At 70.6% G+C, this 12,943-nt stretch carries 15 protein-coding genes; 9 read left to right on the top strand and 6 right to left on the bottom strand.

Features of this window, described 5'->3' with window-relative positions; translation table 11 throughout:
• Positions 1-7: 7 nt before the first annotated feature.
• From ABZ833_RS21605 to ABZ833_RS21595, 3 genes are read left to right on the top strand one after another with little or no spacing between them, the layout of a single operon-like run.
• Positions 8-517 (top strand): DUF2771 domain-containing protein, encoded by a 510-nt coding sequence (locus ABZ833_RS21605; protein WP_361048997.1) that lies wholly within the window; start codon positions 8-10, stop codon positions 515-517.
• The gene (locus ABZ833_RS21600) at positions 487-1,176 is read left to right on the top strand and encodes a futalosine hydrolase (RefSeq protein ID WP_361048995.1); all 690 of its coding nucleotides are present in this window, start codon (positions 487-489) and stop codon (positions 1,174-1,176) included. Before ABZ833_RS21605 ends, ABZ833_RS21600 begins: the two co-directional genes overlap by 31 nt.
• Complete coding sequence (locus tag ABZ833_RS21595; protein WP_361048993.1) at positions 1,169-2,062, top strand: 1,4-dihydroxy-6-naphthoate synthase; 894 nt, start codon at positions 1,169-1,171, stop codon at positions 2,060-2,062. The genes ABZ833_RS21600 and ABZ833_RS21595 overlap by 8 nt, the downstream gene beginning before the upstream one ends.
• A gap of 11 nt (positions 2,063-2,073) precedes the next feature.
• Here ABZ833_RS21595 and ABZ833_RS21590 read toward each other — a convergent pair whose 3' ends face one another.
• Positions 2,074-2,457, bottom strand: a complete 384-nt coding sequence (locus ABZ833_RS21590) for a cold-shock protein (RefSeq protein WP_055701393.1) — start codon at positions 2,455-2,457, stop codon at positions 2,074-2,076.
• A gap of 171 nt (positions 2,458-2,628) precedes the next feature.
• Here ABZ833_RS21590 and ABZ833_RS21585 point away from each other — a divergent pair, with 171 nt between their 5' ends.
• Complete coding sequence (locus tag ABZ833_RS21585) at positions 2,629-2,880, top strand: hypothetical protein (protein WP_361048991.1); 252 nt, start codon at positions 2,629-2,631, stop codon at positions 2,878-2,880.
• 3 nt (positions 2,881-2,883) lie between these two features.
• Here the strand turns inward: ABZ833_RS21585 and ABZ833_RS21580 are convergent, their stop codons facing one another.
• Entirely contained in the window at positions 2,884-3,513 is a 630-nt protein-coding gene (locus ABZ833_RS21580) for an HAD hydrolase-like protein (RefSeq protein ID WP_361048989.1), read from the bottom strand.
• Positions 3,514-3,641: 128 nt separating this feature from the next.
• On the opposite strand from ABZ833_RS21580, the gene ABZ833_RS21575 reads away from it, so the two are divergent.
• Genes ABZ833_RS21575 through ABZ833_RS21560 form a run of 4 tightly spaced genes read left to right on the top strand, consistent with a single transcriptional unit; the run spans position 3,642 to position 7,664 of the window.
• A complete protein-coding gene (locus tag ABZ833_RS21575; RefSeq protein WP_361048987.1) occupies positions 3,642-4,640 on the top strand; it encodes an iron ABC transporter permease in 999 nt (332 codons plus the stop codon).
• A 41-nt stretch (positions 4,641-4,681) separates the two neighbouring features.
• Complete coding sequence (locus tag ABZ833_RS21570; protein WP_361049647.1) at positions 4,682-5,764, top strand: iron chelate uptake ABC transporter family permease subunit; 1,083 nt, start codon at positions 4,682-4,684, stop codon at positions 5,762-5,764.
• Positions 5,761-6,621, top strand: coding sequence for an ABC transporter ATP-binding protein (locus ABZ833_RS21565; RefSeq protein ID WP_361048985.1), 861 nt, complete (start codon positions 5,761-5,763; stop codon positions 6,619-6,621). Before ABZ833_RS21570 ends, ABZ833_RS21565 begins: the two co-directional genes overlap by 4 nt.
• Entirely contained in the window at positions 6,618-7,664 is a 1,047-nt protein-coding gene (locus tag ABZ833_RS21560; RefSeq protein ID WP_361048983.1) for an iron-siderophore ABC transporter substrate-binding protein, read from the top strand. The genes ABZ833_RS21565 and ABZ833_RS21560 overlap by 4 nt, the downstream gene beginning before the upstream one ends.
• A 124-nt stretch (positions 7,665-7,788) precedes the next feature.
• Here ABZ833_RS21560 and ABZ833_RS21555 read toward each other — a convergent pair whose 3' ends face one another.
• The 3 genes from ABZ833_RS21555 to ABZ833_RS21545 are packed head-to-tail and all read right to left on the bottom strand — an operon-like array spanning position 7,789 to position 10,268.
• Complete coding sequence (locus ABZ833_RS21555) at positions 7,789-8,574, bottom strand: ABC transporter permease (RefSeq protein WP_361048981.1); 786 nt, start codon at positions 8,572-8,574, stop codon at positions 7,789-7,791.
• Positions 8,571-9,545, bottom strand: a complete 975-nt coding sequence (locus ABZ833_RS21550; RefSeq protein ID WP_361048979.1) for an ATP-binding cassette domain-containing protein — start codon at positions 9,543-9,545, stop codon at positions 8,571-8,573. Before ABZ833_RS21550 ends, ABZ833_RS21555 begins: the two co-directional genes overlap by 4 nt.
• Positions 9,546-9,593: 48 nt before the next feature.
• Positions 9,594-10,268 carry a DUF4097 family beta strand repeat-containing protein gene (locus tag ABZ833_RS21545; RefSeq protein ID WP_361048977.1) on the bottom strand — a complete coding sequence of 225 codons (675 nt, stop codon included), beginning with the start codon at positions 10,266-10,268 and terminating at the stop codon, positions 9,594-9,596.
• Positions 10,269-10,498: 230 nt separating this feature from the next.
• Between ABZ833_RS21545 and ABZ833_RS21540 the strand changes: the two genes are divergently transcribed.
• Complete coding sequence (locus ABZ833_RS21540) at positions 10,499-11,254, top strand: helix-turn-helix domain-containing protein (protein ID WP_361048975.1); 756 nt, start codon at positions 10,499-10,501, stop codon at positions 11,252-11,254.
• A gap of 1 nt (position 11,255) precedes the next feature.
• Here ABZ833_RS21540 and ABZ833_RS21535 read toward each other — a convergent pair whose 3' ends face one another.
• Complete coding sequence (locus ABZ833_RS21535; RefSeq protein ID WP_361048973.1) at positions 11,256-12,311, bottom strand: hypothetical protein; 1,056 nt, start codon at positions 12,309-12,311, stop codon at positions 11,256-11,258.
• Between the last annotated feature and the right edge of the window lie 632 nt (positions 12,312-12,943).

Genomic DNA, 12,943 nt, shown 5'->3' with positions numbered 1-12,943 from the left:
TTCGCCCATGACCTCCCTGCTCCGCGGCGGAGCCGCACTCGTTCACAGCCCGGCGCGCCGTCGCCGTTCCGTGGCCGCCCTTGGCGCTGTCTCCGCCGGACTCCTCGTCCTGTCGGCCTGCGACAAGCCGACGCCGCTCGCCACCGTCACGGTCGGCAGCAACTCGGTGAACTCCGAGGCCTCCTGCTACAACGACGGCAAGGAGCTCGAGCAGTCCCAGCTGCAGGGCTGCCTCAAGGACACGGACGTCAAGTCCATCAAGGTCGACCCCGACGAGAAGGTCCGCTTCGGTGTCGACCCCGAGGTCGCCGAGAAGGGCTGGACGCTCCTGATGAACGGTCAGCCGCTCACCGAGGCCAGCAAGAAGACGTACGTCGTCATCCCCGGCAGCGTCTTCTTCAACCAGCAGTACGGCGGCGGCACGAACTCCACCACCGTCAGCCTGCTCGAGGGCGGCAAGGGCTCCACCGCGAAGGCGACCGGCCTGTGGTCGTTCAAGCTCAAGAAGGACGCCTGACCGCTCCCTTGCAGTCTCCCCTCCGCCTGCTGGTAGCCACCGCGGTCCCCGCCGAACGGGACGCGGTGGCTGACCTGCTGCCCCCGCACGCCGACGCCGTCGCTGTCGGCGTCGGGCCCGCGGCCGCCGCGGCGCACACGGCGGCCGCCCTCGCGCGCGCCCCGTACGACCTGGTGGTCTCCGCCGGGATCGGCGGCGGCTTCCAGCCCGACGCGCCCATCGGCTCCCTCGTCGTCGCCGACGAGATCACCGTGGCCGATCTGGGCGCCGAGACGCCCGACGGCTTCCTGCCCGTCACCGAGCTCGGGTTCGGCGCCGTCACCCACCGGCCGCCGCCGTCCCTCGTACGGGACCTGGCCGCCGCCTGCGGCGCCCGCACCGGCACCGTCCTGACCGTCTCCACCGTGACCGGCTCCGCCGAGCGCGCCGCCGAGCTGCGGCGCCGCCATCCGCGGGCGCTGGCCGAGGCGATGGAGGGGTTCGGGGTCGCCGAGGCCGCCGCCGCGTACGCACTGCCCGTCCTGGAGATACGCGCGGTCTCCAACGCCGTCGGACCGCGGGACCGCGGAGCCTGGCGGATCGGCGAGGCACTCGGCGCGCTCGGGGACGCGTTCGGGAAATTCGCGCCCGTACTGGAGAGTTGGAACCGGCATGACTGAATCGCCCGCATCGCCCGCATCCCCCGCGCAGGACGCGAACGCCCTGCAGATCGCTTACTCCCCCTGCCCGAACGACACGTTCGTCTTCGACGCCTGGGCCCACGGCCGGGTGCCCGGCGCGCCCGCGCTCGACGTCACGTTCGCGGACATCGACATCACGAACGGCTTGGCCGAGCGCGGCTCGTGCGAATTCGACGTACTGAAGGTGTCGTACGCCGTGCTGCCCTACGTCCTCGACGAGTACGCGCTGCTGCCCTGCGGCGGCGCGCTCGGGCGTGGCTGCGGGCCGCTGGTCCTGACCCGGGAGGCCGGGGTCGACCTGACCGGCAAGACGGTCGCGGTGCCGAGCGAGAAGTCGACGGCTTACCTGCTGTTCCGGCTCTGGGCCGCGGACACCCTGGCCGGCGGCGTGGGCGAGATCGTCGTGCTGCCCTTCGACCAGATCATGCCCGCGGTGCGGGACGGCAAGGTCGACGCGGGCCTCGTCATCCACGAGGCGCGCTTCACGTACCAGAACTACGGCCTCAACTGCCTCGCCGACATGGGCGAGCACTGGGAGAACACGACCGGCCTGCCCATCCCGCTGGGCGCGATCATCGCCAAGCGGTCCCTTGGAGCGGAGCGCCTGCGGCAGCTCGCGGACGCCGTCCGCACCTCGGTGCGCATGGCCTGGGACGACCCCGAGGCCTCGCGCCCCTATGTGCAGGAGCACGCGCAGGAGATGGATCCGGCCGTCGCCGACCAGCACATCGGCCTGTACGTGAACGAGTTCACGGCCGACCTGGGCGAGAACGGCTACGCGGCGATCCGCGGACTGCTCACGCGAGCGGCGGCGGAGGGGCTCGTACCGCCCCTCGCGCCGGATGCGCTCGCATACGACCGGTAGCCGACCGGCGACTACACGTCCAGCTGGTCCGCCACCGCACGCAGCAGACCCGCGATCTTCGCGCCCGACGCCTTGTCGGGGTAGCGCCCCTTCTCCAGCATCGGCGTGATGTTCTCCAGGAGCGTCGTCAAGTCCTGGACGATGGACGCCAGTTCATCGGGCTTGCGCCGCTGGGCCGCCGCCACGGACGGCGTCGGGTCGAGGATCGTCACCGAAAGAGCCTGGTCACCGCGCTGGCCCGCGACGACGCCGAATTCGACGCGCTGGCCGGGCTTGAGTGTGTCGACACCTGCGGGCAGTACGGAGGAGTGCACGAAGACGTCGCCGCCGTCATCGCGGGAGAGAAAGCCGAAGCCCTTCTCGCTGTTGAACCACTTGACCTTGCCGGTAGGCACCTGAAGTCCTCGTCCTCGTACTTGTCGTCGTACGCGTCTATGCCGCGGAAAACGGCTCTGGATAGCACTACAGCGGGTCGCCCGACCCGCCAGCACCAAGACTATTGGTCCGGGAGCCGGTGACAAGACGTCCCCGGATTCTTCCTTCGCGCTGGGAACTACCCTGGTGGGGTGCGTGACAAAACCCAAGCGAATTCCGCCGGACCGGGCGATGGCCTGGTCCGGACCGGAGCAATCGTTTTCTTCGTCGGAGCCGTGGCCACTCTGGTCACGGTGGCCCCGCTGTTTCTCGGCACCGACCCCTTCCCGTCCATCGCGTACGCGGTGTGCATGCTGATGGGCGTCGGATTCCTCATCGCCGGGGCAGGAGTGCTGCGCGGTATCGCCGTTCAGCGCCGCCAGGCCAAATCGGCGGCCACTTAGCCGCTACTTGAGGGCGCCGCCCGCCACGTAGGCGTCGAGCCAGGCGGGGAACTCCGTCAGGTCGGTGAGCACGACGTCCGCGCCCGCCGCGCGCAGTTCAGCTGCGTCGCACGGCCCGGTCGCCACCGCGACGGAGAGCGCGCCCGCCGTACGCGCCCCGCGTACATCACCGGTGTGGTCACCGACGTACACCGCTGCGTCGTGCTCGCGCAGCGCCTCCGCCTTCGCCTCGGCCCACAGCCAGCCGATCACCGCGTCCGCCTCGATGCCCAGGTGCGCCAGGTGGAGCTTCGCGTTCGGCTCGTGCTTGGCGGTCACCACGATCGCCCGGCCGCCGTGGGCGCGCACGGCCGCGACCGCCTCGGGGGCGCCGGGCATCGCGAGCGTGGGGGCGATGGCGTATGTGGGATAGATCTCGCGGTAGCGGTCGCCCATCTCCTGGATCCGGTCCTCGGGGAACCAGTTGCGCAGCTCCTCCTCCAGGGGAGGGCCGAGCCGGGTGATCGCGAGGTCGGCGTCTATGTGCGTCCCGGTCTCGGCGGACAGGGCCAGGTAGGCCTCCCTGATGCCGGGCCGGGAGTCGATCAGGGTCATGTCGAGGTCGAAGCCGACCGTCAGAGCGCGTGCAGTCATGGGGCCATTGTGCAGAGGTCCGACGCCCGGGTGGCGGGCATTAAGGTCGCCCTTACGCTTAGCCAAGCCTTACCAAGCCTCCCGTTCAGCCCCCCCATCTCCCCACCGAACCGAAACGAGCTCAGCCGATGCGTGTGCCAGCCAGACGCGCTGTCGCGATGACGGCGGCCGTCGTGGCCCTGCTGCTCGCGGTCCTGCTCAGCCTCTCCGTCGGCGCCCGCGCGATCGCCCCGTCCGCCGTCGTCGACGCCCTGCTGCACGGCGGGCACAGCGACGCCGCCGAGGTCGTCCGCGAGATGCGGGTGCCGCGCACGCTCATCGGCCTGATGGTCGGCGCCGCGCTCGCCCTGGCCGGCACGGTCCTTCAGGGCATCACCCGCAACCCCATCGCCGACCCCGGCATCCTCGGCGTCAGCCAGGGCGCGTCGGTGGGTGTCGTCATGGCGATCGCCTTCGCGGGCGTGCACACCCTCACCGGGTACGTCTGGTACGCCTTCGTCGGCGCGGGCATCGCGTCCGTCGCGGTGTACGCGATCGCCGCGAGCGGCAGGGGCGGTGCGACCCCCGTGAAGCTCGCGCTCGGCGGCGCCGCGATCAATGCCCTGCTGGTCTCCGTGACCACCGGGATCCTCACCACCAAGGCCTCCGCCCTGGACGAGTTCCGCTTCTGGCAGGTGGGCTCGCTCTCCGGGCGCGACTCCGAGATCGTCGGCCAGATCTGGCCGTTCCTGCTCGTGGGGCTCGTGCTGGTGCTGTCCGTGGCGCGCGGGCTCGACGCGCTTGCCCTGGGCGAGGACGTGGCCAAGGGGCTCGGGCAGAAGGTCGCGACCGTGCGGATCGTCGGGGGCCTCGGGGCGACCGTGCTCACCGGCGCGGGCGTGGCAGCGGCCGGTCCCATCGCGTTCATCGGGCTCGCGGTCCCGCACATCGCCCGCGCGATCGTGGGCAGCGGGCATCGCTGGGTGCTGCCGATGGCCGCGGTCCTGGGGCCGGTGATGCTTCTGGTCTCCGACACGGTGGGGCGCGTGATCTTCCCGCCGAGTGAGGTGCCTGCCGGGGTGATGACCGCGCTGATCGGGGTGCCGTTCTTGGTGACTCTGGTACGACGCAAGGCGGTGGCGGCATGACGTCTCCCCGTTGTGGGCAGGCGTTCCGCAAGGCGGAACGGGTGGGCACAACCCTGGATGCGGGCCGACCGAGACAGCTGCGTCCAGCAGGGTATTCCGTACTGCGGCTACGGAAGGCCGCGTTCCTCGTGCACCGCAGGGCAGCGGCAGCCGCAGTCATCCTCGCCCTGCTCCTGGCGGCGAGCTGCCTCGCGTACCTCTGCGTGGGCGAGTCCTTCGTCGCGCCCGGCGAGGTTCTGAAGGTCCTGACGGGGCAGCCGTCCCCCGACGAACTGGTCGTGGGAACGCTGCGCGAACCCCGCATGGTCGTGGGCCTCCTCGTCGGCGCCGCCTTCGGCGTCGCGGGCGGGCTCATCCAGACCGTCGCCCGCAACCCCCTGGCCAGCCCCGACATCATCGGCATCAGCCAGGGCGCCAGCGCCCTGACGGTGGGAGCGATGACCCTCGGGGTCACATCGGCCACCGTCCTGCCCTACCTCTCGGTGCTCGGCGGCATCGCGGCCGCCGCGCTCGTGTACGTCTTCGCCTGGCGCGGCGGCCTGCACGCGACGCGCTTCGTGCTCATCGGCATCGGCTTCGCGATCGCCCTGCGCTCCATCACCACGCTCTTCATGACCAAGGGCGACTATCTCGTCGCCCAGCAGGCGCAGATCTGGATGACGGGCTCGCTCAACGGCCGCGGCTGGGCGGAGGCCGCGCCGCTCGCCTGGACCCTGCTCGTGCTGCTCCCGTTCGTCTTCTGGGCCGCCCGCGCCCAGCGCTCGGTGACCATGGACGACGACACGGCGACCGCACTCGGGGTGCGCCTGGGGCACGTACGCCTCGGTCTCGTCCTGCTCGGCGTCGTCCTCGCCTCCGTGGCGACCGGCGCCGCGGGGCCCGTCGACTTCGTGGCGCTGCTCGCCCCGCAGATCGCCCGCCGGATGACCCGCACCGCGCAGATCCCGCTGCTCTGCTCGGCGCTCATGGGCGCGCTGATCGTGGTCCTCGCCGACCTGCTCGCCCGGCGGCTCTTCTCGCCCACCGAACTGCCGGTGGGCGTGCTCACAGCGGCCGTCGGAGCCCCGTACCTGATCTGGCTGATCGTCCGAAGCCGTTCCGTCCGCAATGGAGGCACCTCGTGACCGCCGCCCGCCTCAGCGCCCGCGAGCTGACCCTCGCCTACGAGGACCGCGAAGTCGTGCACGAGCTCGAACTCGCGGTCCCCGACGGCAAGGTCACGGTCATCGTCGGCCCCAACGCCTGCGGGAAGTCGACGACCCTGCGCGCGCTCGGCCGCCTCCTCAAGCCCAGGAGCGGCGCGGTCCTGCTCGACGGCGACGCGCTCGCCAAGCTGCCGACCAAGAAGATCGCCCAGCAGATCGGGCTGCTCCCGCAGACTCCGGTCGCGCCCGAGGCGATCACCGTCGCCGACCTCGTCGCGCGCGGACGCCAGCCGCACCAGCACTGGTGGCAACAGTGGTCCGACGAGGACGAGCGGGCCGTGACGGAGGCGATGGAACGTACCGACGTCGCCGCGCTCGCCGAGCGGTCCGTGGACGAGCTGTCCGGCGGTCAGCGCCAGCGGGTGTGGATCGCGATGGCCATCGCGCAGGAGACGGACATCCTGCTCCTGGACGAGCCGACGACGTATCTCGACATCTCGCACCAGGTGGAAGTGCTCGACCTGGTGCGCCAGTTGGCCGCCGAGACCCACGAGGGCGAGCGCGGCCGGACCGTGGTCGTGGTGCTGCACGACCTCAACCAGGCTGCCCGGTACGCCGATCACCTCGTCGCCATGAAGGCGGGCCGGATCGTCGCCGAGGGAGCGCCCGCCGAGGTCGTCACCGAGGATCTCGTGCGCGAGGTGTTCGGTCTGGAGTGTGTGGTGGTACCGGATCCGGTGACGGGGTCGCCCCTGGTCGTCCCCGGCGCTCCGTGGGCCGCCGAGCCGCGCCCGCAGCCCTCGCCCGCCGATCGAAAGGTGGCCCAGAAGCCATGACCGCCGAGACCGACAAGACCGCGCTGCCCGCCACCCCCGCCGAACCCGGCTCCGCGCACCGCCTCCGCCGCCGCCGTCGCCGTCACGCCGTCGCCGCCGGGGCCCTCGCCCTGAGCGGCGCGCTCGCGCTGTCCGCCTGCGGCTCGTCGGAGTCCGAATCCGGCTCGGAGGGTGACTCCGGCTCCGGCAGGACGCATGTCGTCAAGACCGCCATGGGTGAGGTGAAGGTCCCTGTCGCGCCCCAGCGGGTCGTCGTCCTCGACACGGCCGAGCTGGACTCGGCGATCACGCTGGGCGTGAAGCCGGTCGGCGCCACGCACGTCGAGGCGTCGTCGGGCTTCCCGGGCTATCTGCCCGGGGACAAGGTCAGCGGCATCAAGGACGTCGGCGAGATGCTGAACCCGAACATGGAGGCCATCGCGGCCCTCAAGCCGGACGTCATCCTCACCAGCAAGATCCGGCACGCCGCGAAGTACGACCAGCTCAAGCAGATCGCGCCGACCGTGATGACGGAGAACACCGGCCACCCCTGGAAGGAGAACTTCCAGGTGCACGCCGACGCGCTGGGCAAGAAGGCCGAGGCGAAGAAGGTCGTCGCCGACTACGACGCGCACGCCGAGAAGGTCACCACCGCGGTCGGCGGCCCGGCGAAGGCCAAGGCGACGGAGGTCAACGTCGTCCGCTTCGTGGAGGGCGCGGACATCCGCATCTACGGCGAGCAGACCTACATCGCCACGCTCCTCAAGGACGTGGGTCTCGGCCGCCCCGCCGTCGCGGCCAAGGCCAAGGACGGCTTCTCGTACGACGTGTCGCCGGAGAAGATCGACCTCGCCGACGCGGATGTCATCTTCCGTTCCACGTACGGCGATCCGAAGAAGTCCAAGCAGACGCAGACCGTCGGCAGCAGCCTGTGGAAGAACATGGACGCGGTGAAGAAGGGCAATGTCCACACCGTCGACGACGAGCTGTGGATCCAGGGCATCGGCTACACGGCGGCGAACAAGATCCTGGACGAGATGCAGGCGGACCTGACGAAGAAGTAACCGCCGCGCCTGCGGCCCGCCCCGCGCACGTACAAAAGAAGAGCGGCGTACGCCGACGCGATGTCGGAGTACGCCGCTCTGGGCGGGACGAGTGGCGGGGAAGTGCCCCGCGCTGTCACGGCGGTTACTTCGGGTCGTTGTTGAACTTGGCCTTCGACCAGAAGTAGCCGAGCACGGTCAGCCCCAGGCACCAGGCGATGGCGATCCAGCCGTTGTTGCCGATCTCGCTGCCGAGCAGCAGGCCGCGCAGGGTCTCGATGGCGGGCGTGAAGGGCTGGTACTCGGCGATCGGCCGGAACCAGCCCGGCATCGTGTCGACCGGGATGAAGGCGCTGGACAGGAGCGGCAGCAGGATCATCGGCATCGCGTTGTTGCCTGCCGCCTCGGCGTTCGGGCTGATCAGGCCCATGCCGACCGCGACCCAGGTGAGCGCCATGGCGAAGAAGACGAGCAGCCCGAAGGCGGCGAGCCACTCCAGGACGGTGGCGTCGGTGGAGCGGAAGCCGATGGCCACGCCGACCGCGCCCACGAGGACCAGGCTCATCACACACTGGATCACGCTGCCGACGACGTGTCCGACGAGCACGGATCCCCGGTGGATGGCCATGGTGCGGAAGCGGGCGATGATGCCCTCGGTCATGTCGGTGGAGACGGAGACCGCGGTGCCGATCGTGGTGCTGCCGATGGTCATCAGGAGGATGCCGGGGACGATGTAGGCGATGTAGTCGGCGCGGTCCGTGCCGCCGATGCCCGCGCTCATCACGTCGCCGAAGATGTAGACGAAGAGCAGCAGCAACATGACCGGCGTGAGCAGCAGGTTGAGGGTGAGGGACGGGTAGCGCCGGGCGTGCAGGAGGTTGCGGCGCAGCATCGTGGACGAGTCGCGCACAGCGAGGGCGAGGGAGCTCATCGGACGTTCTCCTTGGTCTGGTTGGTCTGGTTGGTCTGGTTGGGGATGCCGGCCGGGCCGGTCAGGGCGAAGAACACGTCGTCCAGGTCGGGTGTGTGCACGGTCAGTTCGTCCGCCTCGATGCCGGCGGAGTCCAACCGGTCGAGGATGGCGCGCAGTTCGCGCTGGCTGCCGCCGCTGAGGAGCTGTAGCGCGAGGGCCTCGTCGTCCTTCGCGGCCTCGTCGAGCGCGAGGGCGGCGGACCGATAGGCGGCCGGGTCGGTGAAGCGGAGCCGGACGTGCCCGCCCGGGATGAGCCGCTTCAGCTCATCGGCCGTGCCCTCTGCTGCGATCTTGCCGTCGTTCAACACCGCGATGCGGTCGGCGAGTTCGTCGGCCTCTTCCAGATACTGGGTGGTGAGGAGGATGCTGACGCCGTCGGCGACGAGCTCGCGGATGATCTGCCACATGTTGTGGCGGGAGCGCGGGTCGAGTCCGGTGGTCGGCTCGTCGAGGAAGATGATCCGCGGGTTGCCGACCAGCGTCATGGCGATGTCGAGGCGGCGCTTCATGCCGCCGGAGTAGGTGGAGGCGGGCTTCTTCGCCGCCTCGGTGAGGTCGAAGCGCTCCAGCAACTCGGCGGCGACCCGCCGCCCTTCCTTCTTCGACAGGTGGTGCAGGTCCGCCATGAGGAGCATGTTCTCCTCGCCGGTGATCAGTCCGTCGACCGCCGAGAACTGCCCGGTGACGCCGATCGCGGCCCGCACGGCCTGCGGTTCGGCGGCCAGGTCGTGGCCGCCGACGTGCAGTTCCCCGGCATCGGCGCTGATGAGGGTGGAGAGGATCTTCACGGCGGTGGTCTTGCCCGCGCCGTTCGGACCGAGCAGCGCGAAGACGGTTCCTTCGGGGACGGTCAGGTCGACGCCGTCGAGGACGACCTTGTCTCCGTAGGACTTGCGCAGCCCGTTCGCCGCGATGGCCAAGCTGGTCATGGTGGGTGCTCCTTGAGTGGCTGTCAGAGGCTGCGGGGGGGGCGACGGTCAGAGGCTGCGGGCGTCGATGTCGCCGTAGCCGGTGGTCGCGTGGATGGTGAGTTCGGCGGTGGCGCCTTCGGCGTTCTTGAGGGAGTTGTGGATCCGGCCGTAGGAGGTGCCGGCGTCCAGGGACGCGGAGACCCCGCGGGCGGCGCCGACCGAGATCGCGCCGGACTCGGTGCGCAGCGCGACCTTGCCCTGCACGGCTTCGGCGACGGTGAGGTCGCCCTTCTGGGTGCTGATCTCCGCGGGTCCGCCCAGGCGGCCGACCGAGATGTCGCCGGCCTGGAGGGTGAGGTGGGCGCTCGCGGTCTCGTCGAGCTTGACCGCGCCCTGCGCGCCCTCGAGGACGACGTCACCGAGCCGTCCGACGCCCCGGAATTCGAAGCTGGCGGCCTTCGCGTCGACGCGGGAGCCGGCGGGCAGCTGGACGGTCACCTCGACCGACCCGGAGGCGCTGCCGAGGATCCGGTTCTTCGCCGGTGCGGCCTCGATCCGCAGGACGCCGTCGCCGTACTGGACCTCGGTCTGCTCGGCAGCCTTCACGTCGCGGCTGTTCGAGGCGTCGGCGGGGCGGACCTCGACCGCGGTGTCGGCCCGGTCGGCGGCGATGAAGCGGATGAGGCCGGCGGGGATGTCGAGGACGGCGGCGATCGGGGCGGGGGTGTCGAAGTTCTTCATGGTGTGCTCCTTCGGGTTTCCGTTGCTGCGTTTCTGACATTGGAAAAGCTACGTTGCGTTCACGGATCCGACAACAGCTTCGTTGCGTAGAGAAGTCATTCTTGCAGCTCAAAGCCGTTTAATCGTTGCAACGGCCCTGAAGATAACGCAACAACAGCCATGCGCTCGTTGCAATGGATTGAAAGTGAACGCTATGGTGGGGGCACCCGAGGAGTACGAAGGAGATCGCGATGCCGGGCGGCAGACTCACCCAGCAGGAACGTCAGCAGATCGCGCTGGGCCTTGCCGAAGGCCACGCCTACGCGGAGATCGCCAGACGTCTCGAACGTCCGACCTCGACCATCACGCGCGAGGTGATGCGGAACGGCGGCCCCACCGCCTACCGCGCCGACCTGGCCCACCGCGCCACCGAGCGCCGCAACCACCGCCGCAAGCAGGCCGCGCCCCGAGGCACGGAGGCGCCCCCGCAGGCCCACGGACGCGACGCCGAGGCCGTGCAGGAGTACGTGGAGACGCTCACCACCGTCTTCATGCAGTCAGGGATGACCAAGATGACGGCCCGGGTGCAAGCCTGCCTCTGCACCACCGACGAGGGCCGCCTCACCGCGTCCGAGCTCGTCCAGCGCCTTCAGGTCAGCCCGGCGTCCATCTCCAAGGCGATCACGTTCCTGGAGGGCCAGGGGCTCATCCGCCGGGAACGGGACGAACGCCGCCGCGAGCGCTATGTCGTGGACGACGACGTCTGGTACCAGTCGATGATGGCCAGCGCCCGGTCCACCGCCCAGATAGTCGAGACCGCGCGGCAGGGCGTCGGCACCCTCGGCCCCGACACCCCGGCGGGCGCCCGCCTGGAGAACATCGCCCGCTTCCTCGACTACGTCAGCGAGAGCACGGCTCGCGCCGCCGACCAGGCCCGCGCGATCCTCCACGCCAAGCCCGCGACGACACCGGACGGCACTGCGGAGCCCGGCCCGGAGCGCGGATGACTCAGGGCCGTTGCCGCTGCGATCTCCACAAGAGGTAGAGCGCGGAGGCGACGGCCGCACCGCGTACGACCCACGGCCAGGTGTCGGCCATCGCGTCGCTCATGTGGCCGTCGCGGACGGGATCTCCCCAGCGGCCTTCGTTCCTGCCCCACAGCCAGGTGATCCCGGCCGCCACGGAGAGGCCGGGAAGACCGATGACGGCCCACTTCGCCTCGGCGCGGCTCAGCCTGCGCGAGGCGTAGGCGAGGAGCCAGCCGCCGCCCAGGGCAAGCCAGTTGCCGAGGATGGCGCCGACGGTGAGGAGGGCTGCGGCGAGCAGAAGGAGGGGGTTGGTGAAGCGGGGGGCGGCAGAGGCGGTGACTGCGGATGCGGGGCGGCGGATGCGGATGCGACGCCGCCGGGCGGCGGGCGCACCGGCTTCCTCCCACTCTTCCTCGTCGCCTGCATCGGCTTCATCCTCCTCTTCCTCCCGCTCCTCCTCTTCGAGGCGCTTCTTCGGCGGGGGCTTGAGGATTTCCGGGATCTCTACGCCGCCGGTGAAGCCCGGCACGCTGTCGGCGAGGCCGAAGGGGCTGCTGTCCACCCGCCACCAGTCGGGCTCGGATCCGCTCTCGCCGAGCTCGTCCGTGCTCGCGAGGTGCGGCGGGGAGGGCCCGGGGTCCTCCTCGGGCAGCTCCGGTTCCTCTGCCGCCGGGCGGGGGCGGGGCACGATGCGGCGCAGGCGCTTGGGGCGTTCCTTCGGCTCCGAGGTGCGTTGGGTGGGGACGGCGGGGCGGGGTGTGGCCGTCTTCGGTACGTCACCGGGGCGGGCCCCGGTTTCCGCGCCTGCTCCGGGGCCGGCGGCTTCGACGAGTTCCTCGGGGGTGCCGAGGCGGTCCAGGATGCGGCGTATCGCGGCCGGGCTGTCGCCCGTGGTCTTCGCCCGGCTCCGGTCGATCTCGTTCCGCAGGGCGGAGACCAGGCGCATGCGGGTGCCTGACGGCAGCTGGTGCTGCTGGGCCAGGTCGCCGACGCGGCTCAGATAGTCGAAGACGAGCTGATCGCTCTCGATCCCCACGAAGTCCCCTCCGGGGCGGCCCCGTTGCCGAACCACCCTTTGTACCCGGTGAGTCGACGTTACCTTCTTCTGGCGGGGGCGCCCCACTCCTGCCCCTAGATCGCCCCCAGCAGCAAAGCTCCCGACCAAGCCTTTCCCACCACCCACCCGATCACCCCGCAGCCCCACCTGACCGAACAAGCCTTTCCCACCCACCCGCCCGATTGCCCCGCGGTGCCAAGAGATTCCAAACGGATGAGGGCGGGACGGATGAGGGTGGGTGGGGGAAGTGCGGGTGGGAGCGGGTGGGGAGCAGGACCTCGGGTGCGTGGGGGACGTGCAAGTAGGGGGCGGGGGACGAATTCCCGGGGCGAGTGGGGAGCGTATGCGTAGGGGTGGGCGGGGGACGGTCCCCGATGTGAGGTGGGGAACGTGCAGGTGGAGTGGGCGGGTGCTCGGGGTAGCTGGGGAACGCGTAGGCGGGGGCGGGTTTTACAGGCCCGGAGGGGGAGGAGCGAGGCTGTGTAGGCGGGTTCGGACCCCAAATGCCCGCAGTCGGCAGCGCACCTGAGGGGACGTGCCGGTATGTCCGCCCGGAGCACGGCTCCCAGCACTCCCCCACCGAAGCAACCCCACGGCCACCGGACGATAGC

It is taken from the genome of Streptomyces sp. NPDC047525 (assembly GCF_040643025.1).
In the GTDB taxonomy this organism is placed as follows: Bacteria; Actinomycetota; Actinomycetes; order Streptomycetales; family Streptomycetaceae; genus Streptomyces; species Streptomyces durmitorensis.
The sequence above is the reverse complement of the archived record's forward strand: the minus strand, read 5'-3'. Positions and strand labels throughout refer to the sequence as shown.